Source organism: Allofrancisella guangzhouensis (assembly GCF_000815225.1).
Lineage (GTDB): Bacteria > Pseudomonadota > Gammaproteobacteria > Francisellales > Francisellaceae > Francisella > Francisella guangzhouensis.
The window spans coordinates 390,731-406,674 of sequence record NZ_CP010427.1 but is presented as its reverse complement, the minus strand read 5'-3'; the positions used below and the strand labels follow the sequence as shown (position 1 = coordinate 406,674).

Below are 15,944 nucleotides of genomic sequence, written 5' to 3'. Positions count from 1 at the left end.
AACTAGTTATGGAAACTTTTGATCTAACTTTATAAATTCACAGCGACTGGACCTTGCTTTACTACAAACTTAGTAAAGTTATACTTTTAAGTTCCTCTATCTATAAAAACCTCACATCTTCCAGTAACCCTTAACCTCAAAACGATCGATAAAATGTTGACTAAAATGGAATTTATTAAGTTGTAAATTATCTAAAAGAGCTTTGTATTGACCAGACTGAAAAATATAATGTAGAACATAATAGACATTACCTTTTCCAACAATCTTCTCAACCATTTGTTCGAAATTTGTAAAATCTGCCTTCTCATCAACATAGTCATCTAAAAAAGAGCATAACTTATCCATAGTTTTTTCATCAACTCTATCAAAAAATTTAGTCACTTCATAATGAAACTCATACTTACTATCATGAAAAAGAGGGTAAACGTTTCCTTCCCAAGCTACTTTATAACTATCTTCAACATAGCTGCTACTTAAAATATTAAGCTTCATAAGGTCATAATAAAATTTATTCGTATTCACAGATTTCACCTATTTATTTAATTCTTCTTGAACAATTTGGTTTACTTGCTTAGGATTTGCCTTGCCTTTACTAGCTTTCATGGCCAGACCAATAAAAAAACTCATAAGTTTGGTTTTACCAGCTTTAAAATCAGTAGCTTGCTCTGGGTTTGCTTTGATTATATCCTGCACTAATTTACGAAGAGCTCCCTCATCTGAAACTTGTTTTAACCCAAGCTCTTCTATTATTTTATCTATATCCTTAGGATTCTCAACGTAACTGAACATTACCTGTCTAGCTGATTTTTGGGAAATAATATCTTTCTGTACAGATTCTATGATTTGACTTAGAACATCTGGAGGCAAAATATCTGCATCAAACTCTTTCTCCAGCCTATTTAATGTAGATATCAGATCAACAGTCAGCCAATTATACGCTAGTTTATAGTCAAACTTTTTAACAAGTTGATCATAATAGTCTGCTAACTCTAAATTAGAAAGCAAAAACTCAACCTCCTGATCACCCAGATGCTTACGGTACAATTCTTCACGCTGCTCTGGTTTTAAAGGCATCTGGCTTTTTATTTCTTCGATATACTCATCTGTTATCTTTAGTGGTAATAAATCAGGATCTGGAAAATAACGATAATCAAAAGCATCTTCTTTTGCACGCATAGAGCGAGTTTCATTAGCGTCAGCATCATAAAGTCTAGTCTCTTGGATAACTAGCCCGCCTGACTCCAATACCGCCACCTGACGAGCATATTCATACTCAATAGCTTTATCTATAAATCTAAAGGAGTTTATGTTTTTTAACTCTGCTCGAGTACCAAATTCTGCTTGACCTTGTGGTCTAATAGAAAGGTTAACATCACATCTAAATGATCCTTCCTGCATATTACCGTCACAGATATTCAAATGCTTAACCAATTGATGTAATTTTTTTAGATATACTACAACCTCTTCAGCTGACCTAAAATCCGGATACGTTACTATTTCTAAAAGAGGTGTACCTGCACGATTATAATCTAGTCCCGTTTCACCGGCTACATAACCATGGATAGATTTACCGGCATCCTCTTCAATATGAGCTCTTTCTATACGGATAACTTTGTCACCTTTTGATGTTTGAATATCAAGTTTGCCATCTTGCACTATAGGATTATTAGATTGGCTAATCTGATAGCCTTTTGGAAGATCCGGATAAAAATAATTTTTACGCGCAAAAAAGCTATCTTTTGAAATCTTTGCATCAACTGCTAAACCAAAAATTATCGCTTTACGAATAGCTTCTTTATTAACCACAGGTAAAGTTCCTGGCAATCCTAAATCTAAAAATGAAGCTTGTGAATTTTGATGCTGCCCATATTTTGTTGCAGATGATGAAAATAGCTTAGATTTAGTATTTAATTGAATATGGACTTCTAGCCCTATTACCATTTCCCAATTCACAATTAAACCCTCGCTTGTTCTAAAATAAAGTCATCAATATCAGTTTGCTTTTGATACTGTGTTACTAACTGCGTCAACACACCATCATTAAAAGCTCTCCCTATAAGCTGACCACCTATTGGTAACTTATTAACAAATCCTATAGGAAATGAAATAGCTGGCAAACCAGAAATATTTGCTGGAATAGTATAAATATCTGACAAATAAGCTGCTACAGGGTCTAACTTTTCGCCTTTTTTAAAAGCTTCTGATGGTGATGTTGGCATAAAGATAGCATCAACTTTAGAAAATATTTCATTCATCTGCTTTGTCATTATTCTACGTAATTGCTGAGCCTTGTTATAATAAGAATCATATTGACTAGAAGCCAACACATAATTACCTATCATAATCCTACGCTTTACCTCTTGACCAAAACCTTCTGTTCTTGATAGCTTATATAATTCTTCCAAATCTCTAGCTTTGTCATTCCGGTAGCCATATCTTACCCCATCATATCTAGCTAAGTTCGCCGCAGCTTCTGCTGGGGTAATAATATAATACGTTGATAAGGCCTCTTTTAAACTCGGTACTTTGATTGTTCTAATTTCGACACCCATTTTTCTAAAATTATTTATAGAGCTTTGTATGGCAAACTGAAATTCACCAGCAAGACCTTCCAATAGACTTTCATCGACTCCGATTATCTTACCAGCAACATCTTGTTCTAAATCTTTAGTAAAATGATTTTCTGGAACACCTACACACGTAGAGTCAAACTCACAATCTCCAGAAATAGTATCTAACATAATAGCAACATCTTCAGCATAATGACCAAATATACCAGCTTGATCAAAAGAAGATGAAAAAGCTACCATGCCAAACCTTGAAGTACTTCCGTAAGTAGGTTTCATAGCTGTTAGCCCACAAAAACTTGCTGGTTGCCTGACAGACCCACCCGTATCAGAACCAGTACTAACAGGAGCAAATCCTGCAGCAACAGCTGCCGCTGATCCACCTGATGAGCCGCCAGGAACTCGATCTAAATCCCAAGGATTACTTACATTACCATAATAACTATACTCGTTTGCTGAACCCATAGCAAACTCATCCATATTAAGTTTGCCTAAAGTTACCATCCCTTGGTCTTTACATTTTTTAGTAACTGTAGAATCATAAGGAGATATAAAGTTACTTAACATCTTTGAAGCTGCTGTAGTTTTGATACCTTTGGTACAAAAAAGATCCTTGTGTAATATTGGGATACCCGTAAGTAGTTTTTGCTCGCCTCTAGATATTGCACTATCAGCCTCTTGAGCTTCTTCTAAGGCCTTATTTTCGCATAGTGTTATAATTGAATTTATATCTTTGTCACGAGCTTTTATCTTAGCTAAGTAATATTTAGCTAACTCTACTGAGCTTATTTCTTTACTATCTAATTTGCTTCTTAACTTTTTAATGTATGACATTACTTACCTACTTAACAACTTGTGGCACCATAAAATAATCATCTACAACTTCGCAAGCGAATTCTTTAAAACTTACTCTATTATCTTGATCTTGTGGCACGTCTTCACGAAATTTAAAATCCTTCTCTATAGGAGATATCATTGGTTGAACTCCCTTAGCGTCAAAATCTTTAACTGTATCTAAAATCTCACAGATATTTGTAAGATCTTTTGTGTATTGCTCTAACTGCTGCTCATCTAACTTGAAATTAGATAGCTTAGCTACATGCTTGACTATGTTTTTATCCATACAAAACACCTTATAATTTCTTAAAAATAAAACTACTTGTAAAATTATAGTGTACTACAAAGTATAAAAAAAGATTATTAGCTTAAAATCAGTCTAAACCTACAAATTAACCTAAATGTAACTAGTTATCGCTTTATTTACTTTTTTAATCTCTTGCTCCTCGTGCATATTAACATGTAACTCACTACTATTAAGATTTATAGGAAAACCGTTATATCTACGCCATAGTTCATAACCAAGACTAACATCTCCTAATAAAACCCAACCGTGCACTTTTGTCCCTAAACGCAAAACCTTTGGTGATGGCCAATCTCGTTTTCCACTTTGTTTTATGAAAACTTTAAACTGACCGCGAAAGTTATCTTGTGGGGATATAAAGATAACTTCTCCTTCAAAAGTCCCTATAGCAACCTGAGGCCAACCACTAAACTGTATAGCTGGCCACCCCTCAAACTGCAGCATAACCTTATTACCAATACTGATAAGTGGAATATCCATGCTGTTTACCCATAGTTGAACAATTCTTGAGGTACTCTCCGGGACAATAGTTGCTAAAGTATCAGTTTCTTTGACTATAACCCCTCCAAGCCCATGCATACGGTCAACGATTACCCCATCCGCCGGTGCCACAACAAGGCGGCTTTTTTGTCTAGCAATTTGAACCTTAATTTTTGCCAAGTCAACGTTAGCATTAGCAAGATCTTTAGTATAATTAACCATCTCCATTTGAGCTTGCTCATATATCCTCTGTGTACTGGCGCCTTTTTCAACTAAATATTCATGTCTTTTTATATTTTTCTTAGTATTCTCAATAGCAAGCTTAATTGATTTGATACCTAACTCTATAGCTTCTTTTTCTTCTTCAAGTCTAAATACTACCTCAGGGTCTAAATCTAAAACCTCTACAATAGGTTCTCCTTTCTTAACCATATCTCCTTCAACCACATACCATCTTCCCAGCCTACCACCGATTGGTGCTGAAATATTTTGTTGCCTATCAGATGGTGAACGTGTTGTTACCTCACCATAGCCATCGACTGTTTGTTGCCAAGGTATCATAGCTAAAATGATGACTGTCCCAAAAATACATAATAGAACTAAAAATATTACTCTCTTTAAGCTAGGATCTCTTTTTAGCATTTTGCTTGATTCTAATTGCATAAAGAACACCTTTTTTACTCTATAGATATGATTAAGGTAGGAATCATAAGGTTTTCAAGAATTTGCACTATCGTTTTATCCTTACACCTATTAGTTAAACCATATGAATCAATCAATATCAAAAGCTTTGGTTGTTTTAAAATTGCTCTTATGATATTTACCTTTAGTAACACCAGAGTGTCAAACTCAAGGTTATATTTCACTATCTGGGAATCTATTTTTTGCTCAAAATACTGCTCAAGAAAACTTATGTCAAAAATTTCCAATAATTCACTTAAATACCTTAATTTAGCTTGAGAATAACCAGACTCACATAAATTGTCTAAAACTGTCCCTGAAACAACTTCAACACCACTAGCAATATGTAAAAATTCACCTAATTGCTCCTTTTTATAGTTTCTAATACAGACTTTATCTATTTTGATAACCTCTTTAGCTGTATCATCAAAAAAACTATTTAAAAGAGTCTGCACCTTTACTGTAGGTAGTGACAAGGTATTAATAACATTACTTTTAAAATCTAAGAAATAGTTATGATCATTTAGTTTAATTTCAACGTCTGTAACCTTACCTGCTAAAACTGCTACTTGATGTTCTTGTGGTATCTCTTCTTTTTTAGCTATTTCTAACAAATCTAAGACCTTTCTAACACCAACTAAAAACCCATAACAATCATAAAGATACTGGCTAAACTTAAGGAGTCCTAAAAGCATAATATTAACCAACAACTCAGCTGCTATAAGCTGGCCTATTGATAACTGCCCATTTATAATAAGATAGCTTCCTATACCAAGCAACAAAATATTAATAAATATGTAAGTCAACCCTATATATATATGCTGTCTAAGTATCACGCTAAAAAACTTTGACCTAGAATCCAAATAATCACATAATTTCGTATCAATTTTTTGGATAGATCTTTCAATCGGTCTTTGTCTAAAAGATAAAAACTCTGCTGTTTTTTCCTCAAACCATTCCACTACATTATAAACTGCTGTAGACTCAGAAAGCCCTGCTTCATAACCAGCCTTCATTGGCAAAAATATTGCTGAAACTATACATAACACAAGCAAAATATCAAAAACTAAAAACATTGGATGATAAAAAGCCAAAATAATTACACAAAATAGTGTTTGAAGGAAAATGTCCAATAAGATTATAAAAATAACTGCTATAGATTTTTGTAAGAATTTAAGCTCAAATATTCTATTTAGTTTCTCTCTTACATTTATTTTCATCAAATCGTTGAAATCAACTTTATAAATGCAAGAAATTATTCTAAATAGTGTATTCACAAATACCTTTCTTTGAAGGTCTTCTACTAGCTTTAACTGAAAAATTCTTACAAAAAAAGAGGTTGTAAGTAAGATAAATAAAATTGTTATCAATGAAATTACAGGTCTAATAGACAAACTAACACCAACCAAATTTACTAGAGTTTGTACAGATATAGGGACTGCAAGAGAAAGAAACCCTAACAATAAACTATATATAACCAGTATATATACAGTTTGTCTTGGTGTATTAAGTACATATTTTATTTGTCTATATAGCACGATAAAAAAGATAAAAAATATTATAAACACTTATACTAACTTAGTATAAGCTAGATTTTTTTAAAGTCCACTTGTATAAAACTAATCCAAGTAAAGATAGAAATTTAGATTAGGCTTTTACAGACCTCTCAAATACGTGATCTATTTCTTTTAGGTACGTCTTTTTAATACCTTCAAAATCCATCTCTGGAACATCAATAGTAATATTATGCTCATCTTGCATAACTTTTTGTAGGTCTTTAGAGAAAGATTCACCTGATTTTAGATCAAACGCTACTTGCTGTACGATCTTGTAGCAATCTTCACGCATAAATGGAGTATTTGCAACCAAGAAGTGGAGATAAAAGCTCGATAAATATGCTCTTGTGCTTCTTACCCTATCTTCAATAATATCCTTTTGTACTACAAGGTTATCTATAGTATTTTTCATTCTACGCAGTGCATAAACCATAATGCCAAAATTATCAGGCAGGTAAAAACGTTCCGCTGAAGAGTGAGAAATATCTCTCTCATGCCATAATACACAATTCTCTAAAGCAATAGATACATGTGATCTAAGCATTCTCGCCATACCTGTTAAGTTTTCTGTAGAAATTGGGTTTTTCTTATGAGGCATAGTAGAAGAACCTTTTTGCCCTTTTGCAAAGCCTTCATAAACTTCAAAAACATCACTTCTGTGCAAGTGTCTAATCTCAACAGCTAGTCTCTCAATAGCGGAAGCTATAAGACCATGAATTGATATTAATTTAGCGATTCTATCTCTAGGAATAACTTGTGTAGAAACTTCCTCGACTGGCAAGCCTAATATATCAGCTGCTTTTTTCTCATCTTCTGTAGTTAAAATACAATAGTTACCAACAGCCCCTGAGAACTGTACTGTAAGACCATTTTTTTGGAAATCTTTTAGATCTTTCAATCTACGTTTAAATTCAACATAAGCACCTAAAAACTTCTGACCAAAACTCATGGGTTCTGCAAACATACCATGACTTCTACCCATAGTAATGATATCTTTTGTCTCTTGAGCTTTTATAAGTAATGAATCACCAAGAGCTTCTAGATCCTTAACAACGTACTCCATAGACTCACGAATTTGTAAACTAAGAGCTGAATCAATAATATCTGATGATGTCACACCGAAATGAAAAAATTTACCTGTTTCCGCTGTAAACTGCTCCGCGATAGAAGTACAGAATGCTATGATGTCGTGCTTTGTTACTTTTTCAATTTCATCAACTCTTTCTGGTCTAATTACTGCTTTAGCTCTAATTTCAGCAGCTGTACCTTTTGGTACCATTTTATCTTCTAAAGCTTCTAATATAGCCAACTCAACCTCAAGCATTTTAGCATATTTATTTTCATCTGCCCAAATCTTTGAGATTTCTGCTACATTATATCTTTTTATCATTTCTTGCTCCTATTTTTAAAATTTATTCTAAAAATTTAAGTTCACTTATTCTTCTGCAATTTTTGCAGAGATGGAAGTCGCAGACTGGCGAGGTAATTTAGAACTAATCTACCCAACCCATGTCCTAGCATTTCTAAACATTCTCATCCATACAGAATATTCGTCATACTCTGCTGGAATATATGAATTTGTAATAGCTCTATAAACACGCTCCGGATGTGGCATCATTGCAAGGACTCGACCATCTAGAGCTGTTACAGCTGTTAAGCCATCTATTGCACCATTTGGATTGTATGGATACACTTCTGTAGCTTTACCTTGCCCATCGATATACTTAAGAGCTACTTGTGAGCTTGCTAATAAAGCTTTTTGTTGTGAATCATTTTCAAAAAGTGGACGACCCTCGCCATGAGCTACAGCTATTGGTGCTTTTGTGCCTGTCATGCCAGCAAGCCAAATAGAATCTGACTCTCGGATCTCAACCATAGAAGTTCTTGCTTCAAACTGCTCAGATTTGTTTTTGATAAATATCGGCCAATTTTCAGCACCAGGGATTAAAGATTTTAATTGTGCTAACATTTGGCAACCATTACATACGCCTAGAGCTAAAGTGTCATCTCTGCCAAAGAACCTACTAAATTCGTCTCTTAACTTTTCTGTAAAGAGGATATTTTTTGCCCAGCCACCGCCAGCACCTAAAACATCACCATATGAGAAACCACCACAAGCGACTAAAACTTTAAAATCATCAAGTGTTACTCTACTAGCATGTAAATCTGACATATGCACATCATGTGTCTCAAAGCCAGCTGTAGTAAATGCTGCCGCCATTTCAACATGACCGTTGACACCTTGCTCCCTTAAGATTGCAACTTTTGGCTTCTCAATATTAATAAACTTAGCTGTGATATCTTCTTCAAGATCAAAAGTAACCTCAACATGGATACCTTTATCATCAGTATTTAGAATACTATCAAATTCCTGCTTTGCACACTCACTGTTATCACGAAGTGACTGAATATTGTAAGAAGTTTCTGCCCACCATTTTTGTAGGTTTATACGCGTATTTGAGTATATTTTTTCATCATTTGCAAAAATGTTTATCTCGTCACTAGAATTTAACTTAGCTATTGCACACAGGTGAATTTGAGAACCTTTAAATAACTCTTCAACTAGTGCTACATCACTATTTTTCACTTGGATTACAACACCAACCTCTTCAGCAAAAAGTTTAGCTAGTATTGAGTCATTCCCAAGCATAACCGATTGAGATTCCGGATCGGAGTCCGGAATGACGGTTGTTTTTTGGGCTTGTAGCTTGATATCTAAGCCTTTACGTCCAGCAAAGGACATCTCTGCTAACGTAACAAACACACCACCATCAGATACATCATGGTATGCTAAGATTTTGTTTTCAGCTTTTAGCTTAGAAATATTTTCAAATAAAACTTTTAGCTTAGAAGCCTCAACATCAGGGGCAATATTACCAACTTGGTTATAAGCTTGCGCTAAACATGAAGCACCAAGCCTACCTGCACCATTTGATAAATCGATATGTAATAAGTTTGTATCATTGTCATGAGCTAAAACTGGAGTAAGAGTTTTACGTGCATTAGCTACTGGTGAAAAACCTGAGATTACTAATGATAGTGGTGATGTTACAGATTTTTCTTTGCCATTGTCAGACCATTTAGTTTTCATCGACATTGAATCTTTACCGACTGGTATTGCAATACCAAGCTCTGGAGCAAATTCCATACCAACTGCTTTAACAGTTTCATATAGTTTTTGATTTTCATCGCCTTGATTTGCAGCAACCATCCAGTTTGCTGAGAGACGAATATCACTTAGCTTTTTAATATCAGCTGCTAATAGGTTTGTCACAGTCTCTGCAATTGCTAACCTACCTGAAGCAGCAGCATTTATCATACCTACTGGTGTCCTCTCGCCCATTGCCATAGCTTCACCTGTTTGACTATCTACAGTTGCTGTAGTAACTGCACAATCTGCAACTGGCACTTGCCATGGTCCAACCATTTGGTCACGTGCCACCATACCGGTAATACTTCTATCACCAATTGTGATAAGGAAAGATTTAGAAGCTACTGCTGGTACTTTTAATACCCTCTCAATTGCTTCATCAAGCTTAATAACACTTGCATCAAAAGCATCTTGCTCAACTTTGACAGTTTTAACACCAATATGCATTTGCGGTGTATTACCAAATAGCAATCCCATTGGTAAATCAACAGGCTTATTATCAAAATACTCATCATTTAGCGTAATATGCTTTTCTGAAATAGCTTCACCAACAATAGCAAATGGACACCTTTCACGCTTACATAAATTTTCAAAAAATTCCAAGTTTTGTGGGTCAACTGATAATACATACCTTTCTTGAGATTCATTTGACCAAATTTCTAAGGGTGATAAACCTTCTTCACCAACCAAAACTTTCCTTAGCTCAAAATGACCACCAACGTTACCATCTTTTACAAGCTCTGGAAAGGCATTTGAAATCCCACCAGCACCAACATCATGGATAAAGGTAATAGGATTTTTTTCACCCATTTGCCAACACTTATCAATCACCTCTTGGCAACGACGTTCCATTTCAGCATTATCACGTTGAACAGAAGCAAAATCTAACTCAGAATTAGCATCAGAGGATACCACGGAAGAGGCAGCTCCCCCTCCCAGACCTATACGCATAGCAGGACCACCAAGACAAATTAGCTTAGCCCCCACTTTGATATCGCCTTTCTCAACGTGCATTCTTTTAATATTACCCATACCACCAGCAATCATAATTGGCTTATGGTAACCAAACATCTCTTTACCACTTGAAGTATTTACTAACTGCTCATAAGTACGAAAGTAACCACATAAATTTGGACGGCCAAATTCATTTGAATAATGAGCCCCCCCAATAGGTGCTTCTAGCATGATTTGTAATGGTGTAACTATATGCTCTGGTTTGCCGTATTTAATAGCTTCCCAAGGTTGCTCAAAATTAAGTATATTAAGGTTTGAAACGCAAAAACCAGTTAAACCTGCTTTTGGTTTTGCTCCAAGACCAGTTGCACCCTCATCACGTATCTCACCACCAACACCAGTTGCCGAACCACTAAATGGCGCAATAGCTGTAGGGTGATTATGAGTTTCTACCTTCATCAAGATATCTACTTCTTCTTGATTAAAACCATATATACCTGTCTCTGTATTTGTATAAAATCTCTGAGCCGTTGTACCCTCTATAACTGCTGCATTATCCTTGTAAGCTGATAGCACCCCTTCAGATGCATTCTGTGTAGTATTTTTAATCATTTTAAACAATGATTTATCTTGCTCTTGACCATCTATCGTCCATTTAGCATTGAAGATTTTATGCCTGCAATGCTCTGAGTTAGCTTGAGCAAACATATAAAGTTCCGTATCTGTAGGGTTTCTACTTAATTTGACGTATTCACCTGCTAAATAACTTATTTCCTGTTCACTTAATGCTAAACCAAGCTTTTTATCGGCATCTTTAATAGCTTGCTCACCTTTTTCTAAAACATTAATAAACCCTATTGGCTTAGGCTCAGCTCTTTTAAAAAGGTACTCTAAACTAGGCTCATTAGCAAAAACCTCTTCAACCATGCGATCATGTAAGAGGTTTTGGATATCTTTTAACTCCTGAGTAGAAATATCACCCTCTATACCATAGAGTATTGCTCTCTCAACTCTTTTTACACTTAAAATACCTGTGTTATGAATTATATCCGTAGCTTTAGATGACCATGGGGAGATTGTCCCAACCCTAGGAGCTACTATAAACTTTGTACCACAAGGGTTTGAAACACCATATTCTTTGTTATAATTTAATAGTGATTTAATAATTTCTTCCTGATTTTCACTTAGCTGTTTTTCTAGTTTTAAAATATGCAGAAATTTAGCTTCTAATGATTTTACATTTTTTGAAATAGCTTTAGCTTTTACCAAAAGCTTATTTTTTCTAAATTGAGATAGTGCACTTAAGCCTTCGAAAATTCTAATCATACTCATACCTTTTATACTTTGACATATCACTATATTGTCACTCTTTAAGCTGTTTGCTTAAGCTTATTTTGACACACTCAATATACTTTATTAACGCTGTCTAGCATTTCTTATTTGTATGTCTAGGGCTGTTACAGGCTGGAATTAGATGGATGAAACACAAGTAAAAATATTCGAAAAATGCATTTTACCATATAGTAAATAAGCATTTTGGAAAAATTTTTAACACAATTAGAGCCATATAATTTTAGCTTGCAACAGCTACATCTAATCAAACCCTCTATACTTTAACGCTTCTTTTTTTAAAGTAATTCTTTCACTTTCAAGCTCATCCAAATAGCTTTCATCAACATCACCAGTAATATAACTCCCAGAGAAGACACTATCTTCAAACTCAACTATACTAGAGTTTTGCTTTTGAATTACTTCTTTTAAGTCCGACAAAGGTAGATATATAAGCCCATCAACGCCTATCCACTGGCGAATTTCCTCTAAAGATCGACCATGAGCAATTAGCTCTGATTTAGTGGGCATATCTATACCATAAACATTTGGGTAGCATACTGCAGGTGACACAGAAGCTAAATAAACAGACTTTGCGCCTAGATCTCTAATCATCTCTATAATACGCTTAGACGTTGTACCACGGACTATAGAATCATCCACAAGCAAGACGTTTTTGTCTTTGAATTCTGCTGGAATTGGATTTAATTTCCTTCTAACGTAGTTTTTTCTATCAGCTGATTCTGGCATTATAAAAGTTCTACCAACATATCTGTTTTTAACAAATCCTTCTCTATACTCAACACTTAAAGCTGTTGCTATTTCTTGTGCTGAAGCGCGTCCTGTTTCAGGAACAGGAATTACAATGTCTATATCACTAGCTTTCCAAACCTCTAAAATTCTCTTACCCAACATTTTTCCAGCGTCTACTCTTGCTTGGTAAATACTAACACCATTCATGATACTATCTGGTCTTGCAAAATATACATACTCAAATAGACAAGGTGCTAACACTGGCTTTTTAGCACAAACTTTTGAGTGAATTCTTCTATCTTCAGTTATAACGATAACCTCACCAGGTTCAACGTCACGTATTACTTTAAAACCTGATATATCTAGCGAAACACTCTCACTAGCAACCATATATGCTTTTTCGCCACTATCATACTCTTTGACACCAAGCACTAACGGACGAATACCATAAGGATCTCTAAATGCTATTAAACCAAAATCAGCTATCATCGCTGTACAAGCATAACCACCTTTTGCATGTTTGAAAACAAATTCAGCTGCCTTAAAAACAGCTTGAGGCGTTGGACAACCTCGCGATTTATTCATACCGCAAGCAAAAAAGTTCAATAAAAGTTCCGAATCTGAACTTGTATTAAGATGGCGTCTTTCTATATCATGTAATACTTTAGCTAGCTCCTTAACATTAGTTAAGTTGCCATTATGAGCAAAAACTATCCCATGAGGGTTATTAACATAAAAAGGTTGACTATCTGCTGCTCCCAAACTTCCCGCTGTTGGATATCTGACATGACCTATACCGATATTACCTCTAGATTTCCCTAGCTTCTCATCAGTAAAAACCTCATTCACTAACCCTGTATTTTTACGGATAAAAAAGCGACCTTGGTCCATAGTTGCAATGCCGGCAGCATCTTGACCTCTATGTTGCAAAAGACTTAAACCATCAAATAATAAATAACTAACCTGATTAGGACCAGCAACCCCTATTATTCCACACATAAGATTTTTCTGTTCTCTAATGAATTATCAACTAGACCATTATACCAATATTTATACCAATAAAAATCTATTTTTAAGTTAACAACCATGTCGTAGATCTCTCTACAAACAGAATATACTTAATCCCAAAATTATGCTATCTTGAACTCCTGAAAACTAAAGTCTTCTATGATATTAAAAACGCTTATATTCTTATTTGCTATATTTTTACTGCAAACTGAAAAAATATCCTCATTCTTTTCAAATGAGAAAAAATCATTAGGGTAATTATCACTGTGCCAACTTCTGTTATTTCTGCTAAATTTAGCCTCAGCAAAACCATAAGCTATTCCTAGTCCATTTCTTTTAACCTGAGCTTCTTTTAGAGTCCAAAGGGTGTAAAAATCTTTATCTAAGTTACTACTTTCTCTTAATATTTGGCTCTCTCTTTCATTAAAATAGCGTTCAGCCACATTAAGAAATTTTCTTTTTATATTTATATTTTCAACATCTATTCCTATATCATTATTTGCTACTGCAATAACTACTGTTTCTGTAGTATGGCTAATACTAAATTTAAAATCTTTAGAGCTTATCAGAAAAGGCTTATTATTATCATCCACATAAAATAGCGGGTTTTTAATTTTGAAATATTCGCTAAAAACCCAATACCTAATAAAATTGGAAAATGATTTTTGATTAGGACTAATTTCAATACTAAATCTATCCTTTAAAACTTTAGCTATACCTATGGGTGTAAAATTTTTAGTAGCCAAAATAAAAATATAGACATTTTGCATATAAAATAGGGTTTTACTCGATAGCAATTTGTGAAATGATATTAGTCTTGCCTAACAGTAAGTTTATATATCCTATATCCTTATAGGTTAAGCTACCTTGCAATTGCTTTAATTGAGCATAATGCTCAACGTAGTTAAATATAGAGTCAGCAAACGAAAGCTGTGCTTGTACAAGTATCGCTTGTCGGTTTAATAAGTCTACTATTGTCTGCGTGCCCGCTTCAAAGCCTTCTAAAATAGCTTTAACAGAAGCTAAACCTGAATAAACTGATTTTTTAAAAGCTTCTATCCTAACTGCGTCTAAAACCACAGTCTGAAAGGCTTCAACAGTGCCAGCATAGACTTCTCTCTTAGTCTGAAGTAAAGCATAGTTAGCTGCTTGATTATCGTAACTTGCCTGTTTGAGTTGAGCAAAATCAGATCCTCCCTTTAGAAGGTTCCAATTAACATTACCAGAGATGTTTGCTACATCGTATTTAGTGGGAATCTGTTGTAACTGCTGAGGATTACCAGATAGATTGTTCCTCGACATATTGATTCCACCAGTTAAGTTAGCTTTTGGAAAAAAGTTACCCCACTGAATACCTACACCCTCTTGCGCAGCTTGATATTCAAATTCTTTTTGCGCAATATCCAAATTATACTGTTCTGCTGTTTTTAACCAGTAGCTAATATCATTTGGAATAGGAGAACCAAACTCTGTTGACTTAGAAATATACAAAATAGAGCTTATTCTCTTACCTATAAGCTTTGCCATAGTTGCTTTTGCTGCTATCAAGCTCTTTTGAGCATCCACTCTGTCAGCTATTGCTTGACGATATTGAGCATCAGTAGTTTTTAAGTCAGCATAAGATACTATACCAGCTTTATACTGATGCTCTTGTGTAATATATAGTTTTTTGTTCCAAGCCTCATTTGCAAGCTGAAACTGTAGGGCTTGTTCTGCTCTTAGAAGTTCAAAATATGCTGTTACCGTATTCATGATAAGAGTTTGCTCGGCTTTTGCATAAATCATCGCGTAAGATTTCTGTAAGTAAGTAGCTTGTGTAAAAGTTTTCCATTTACTCCAATCAAAAAGCACTTGCTCACCACTAAAATTAAAATTATTCGCAGTGTCTCTAACTTGACCACCAAACTCATCATAAATATCTCTTCTAAGGTTATATTGAAAGTCTATCTTTGGTAGTAACCCACCTAAAGCTTTAGGAACTGTCTCTATATTAGAAGCAAATGTCGATCTAGCTGCTAAATACTCAGCGTTATGTTCAGCCGCTAAATTATAAATATCTACTAAACTATAAAATTTCTCCTCAGTAGGACCAACCATAGCCATTTCATCGGCTTTTTTAAGATCATAGAATCGGTTATCTTTTTTGATTAGGTCAGCTTTAGCATACTGTTTAGCAACACTATATGGATTTTCAGAAACATCTGTACCTATAGGTCTGCCAGCAGTATTATATTTTGGTTCAGTAACGACAGAAGTTGTATCTACTGCAAAAAGTAAATTCGCACTAAACAATCCCACCAAACACACTAAAATCTTTTTCATAT

Annotated in this window: 11 protein-coding genes; all 11 read right to left on the bottom strand. The window is 34.6% G+C overall.

The window, feature by feature from the left end:
* Positions 1-111: 111 nt before the first annotated feature.
* Positions 112-522 carry a hypothetical protein gene (locus SD28_RS01850; RefSeq protein WP_039123453.1) on the bottom strand — a complete coding sequence of 137 codons (411 nt, stop codon included), beginning with the start codon at positions 520-522 and terminating at the stop codon, positions 112-114.
* A gap of 9 nt (positions 523-531) precedes the next feature.
* Entirely contained in the window at positions 532-1,953 is a 1,422-nt protein-coding gene (gene gatB / locus SD28_RS01845; protein WP_039123452.1) for an Asp-tRNA(Asn)/Glu-tRNA(Gln) amidotransferase subunit GatB, read from the bottom strand.
* Between the two features lie 2 nt (positions 1,954-1,955).
* Positions 1,956-3,401, bottom strand: coding sequence for an Asp-tRNA(Asn)/Glu-tRNA(Gln) amidotransferase subunit GatA (gene gatA, locus SD28_RS01840; RefSeq protein WP_039123451.1), 1,446 nt, complete (start codon positions 3,399-3,401; stop codon positions 1,956-1,958).
* A gap of 7 nt (positions 3,402-3,408) precedes the next feature.
* Positions 3,409-3,690 carry an Asp-tRNA(Asn)/Glu-tRNA(Gln) amidotransferase subunit GatC gene (gene gatC / locus SD28_RS01835; RefSeq protein WP_039123450.1) on the bottom strand — a complete coding sequence of 94 codons (282 nt, stop codon included), beginning with the start codon at positions 3,688-3,690 and terminating at the stop codon, positions 3,409-3,411.
* A 111-nt stretch (positions 3,691-3,801) separates the two neighbouring features.
* Positions 3,802-4,851, bottom strand: a complete 1,050-nt coding sequence (locus SD28_RS01830; protein ID WP_039123449.1) for an HlyD family secretion protein — start codon at positions 4,849-4,851, stop codon at positions 3,802-3,804.
* A gap of 14 nt (positions 4,852-4,865) precedes the next feature.
* Complete coding sequence (locus tag SD28_RS01825) at positions 4,866-6,407, bottom strand: ATP-binding cassette domain-containing protein (protein ID WP_039125707.1); 1,542 nt, start codon at positions 6,405-6,407, stop codon at positions 4,866-4,868.
* A gap of 109 nt (positions 6,408-6,516) precedes the next feature.
* The gene (purB, locus tag SD28_RS01820; RefSeq protein WP_039123448.1) at positions 6,517-7,815 is read right to left on the bottom strand and encodes an adenylosuccinate lyase; all 1,299 of its coding nucleotides are present in this window, start codon (positions 7,813-7,815) and stop codon (positions 6,517-6,519) included.
* Positions 7,816-7,923: 108 nt separating this feature from the next.
* Entirely contained in the window at positions 7,924-11,856 is a 3,933-nt protein-coding gene (gene purL / locus SD28_RS01815) for a phosphoribosylformylglycinamidine synthase (RefSeq protein WP_039123447.1), read from the bottom strand.
* A gap of 267 nt (positions 11,857-12,123) precedes the next feature.
* A complete protein-coding gene (gene purF, locus SD28_RS01810) occupies positions 12,124-13,611 on the bottom strand; it encodes an amidophosphoribosyltransferase (protein WP_039123446.1) in 1,488 nt (495 codons plus the stop codon).
* 131 nt (positions 13,612-13,742) lie between these two features.
* A complete protein-coding gene (locus SD28_RS01805) occupies positions 13,743-14,390 on the bottom strand; it encodes a 4'-phosphopantetheinyl transferase family protein (protein WP_039123445.1) in 648 nt (215 codons plus the stop codon).
* 13 nt (positions 14,391-14,403) lie between these two features.
* Entirely contained in the window at positions 14,404-15,942 is a 1,539-nt protein-coding gene (locus SD28_RS01800; RefSeq protein ID WP_039123444.1) for a TolC family protein, read from the bottom strand.
* Between the last annotated feature and the right edge of the window lie 2 nt (positions 15,943-15,944).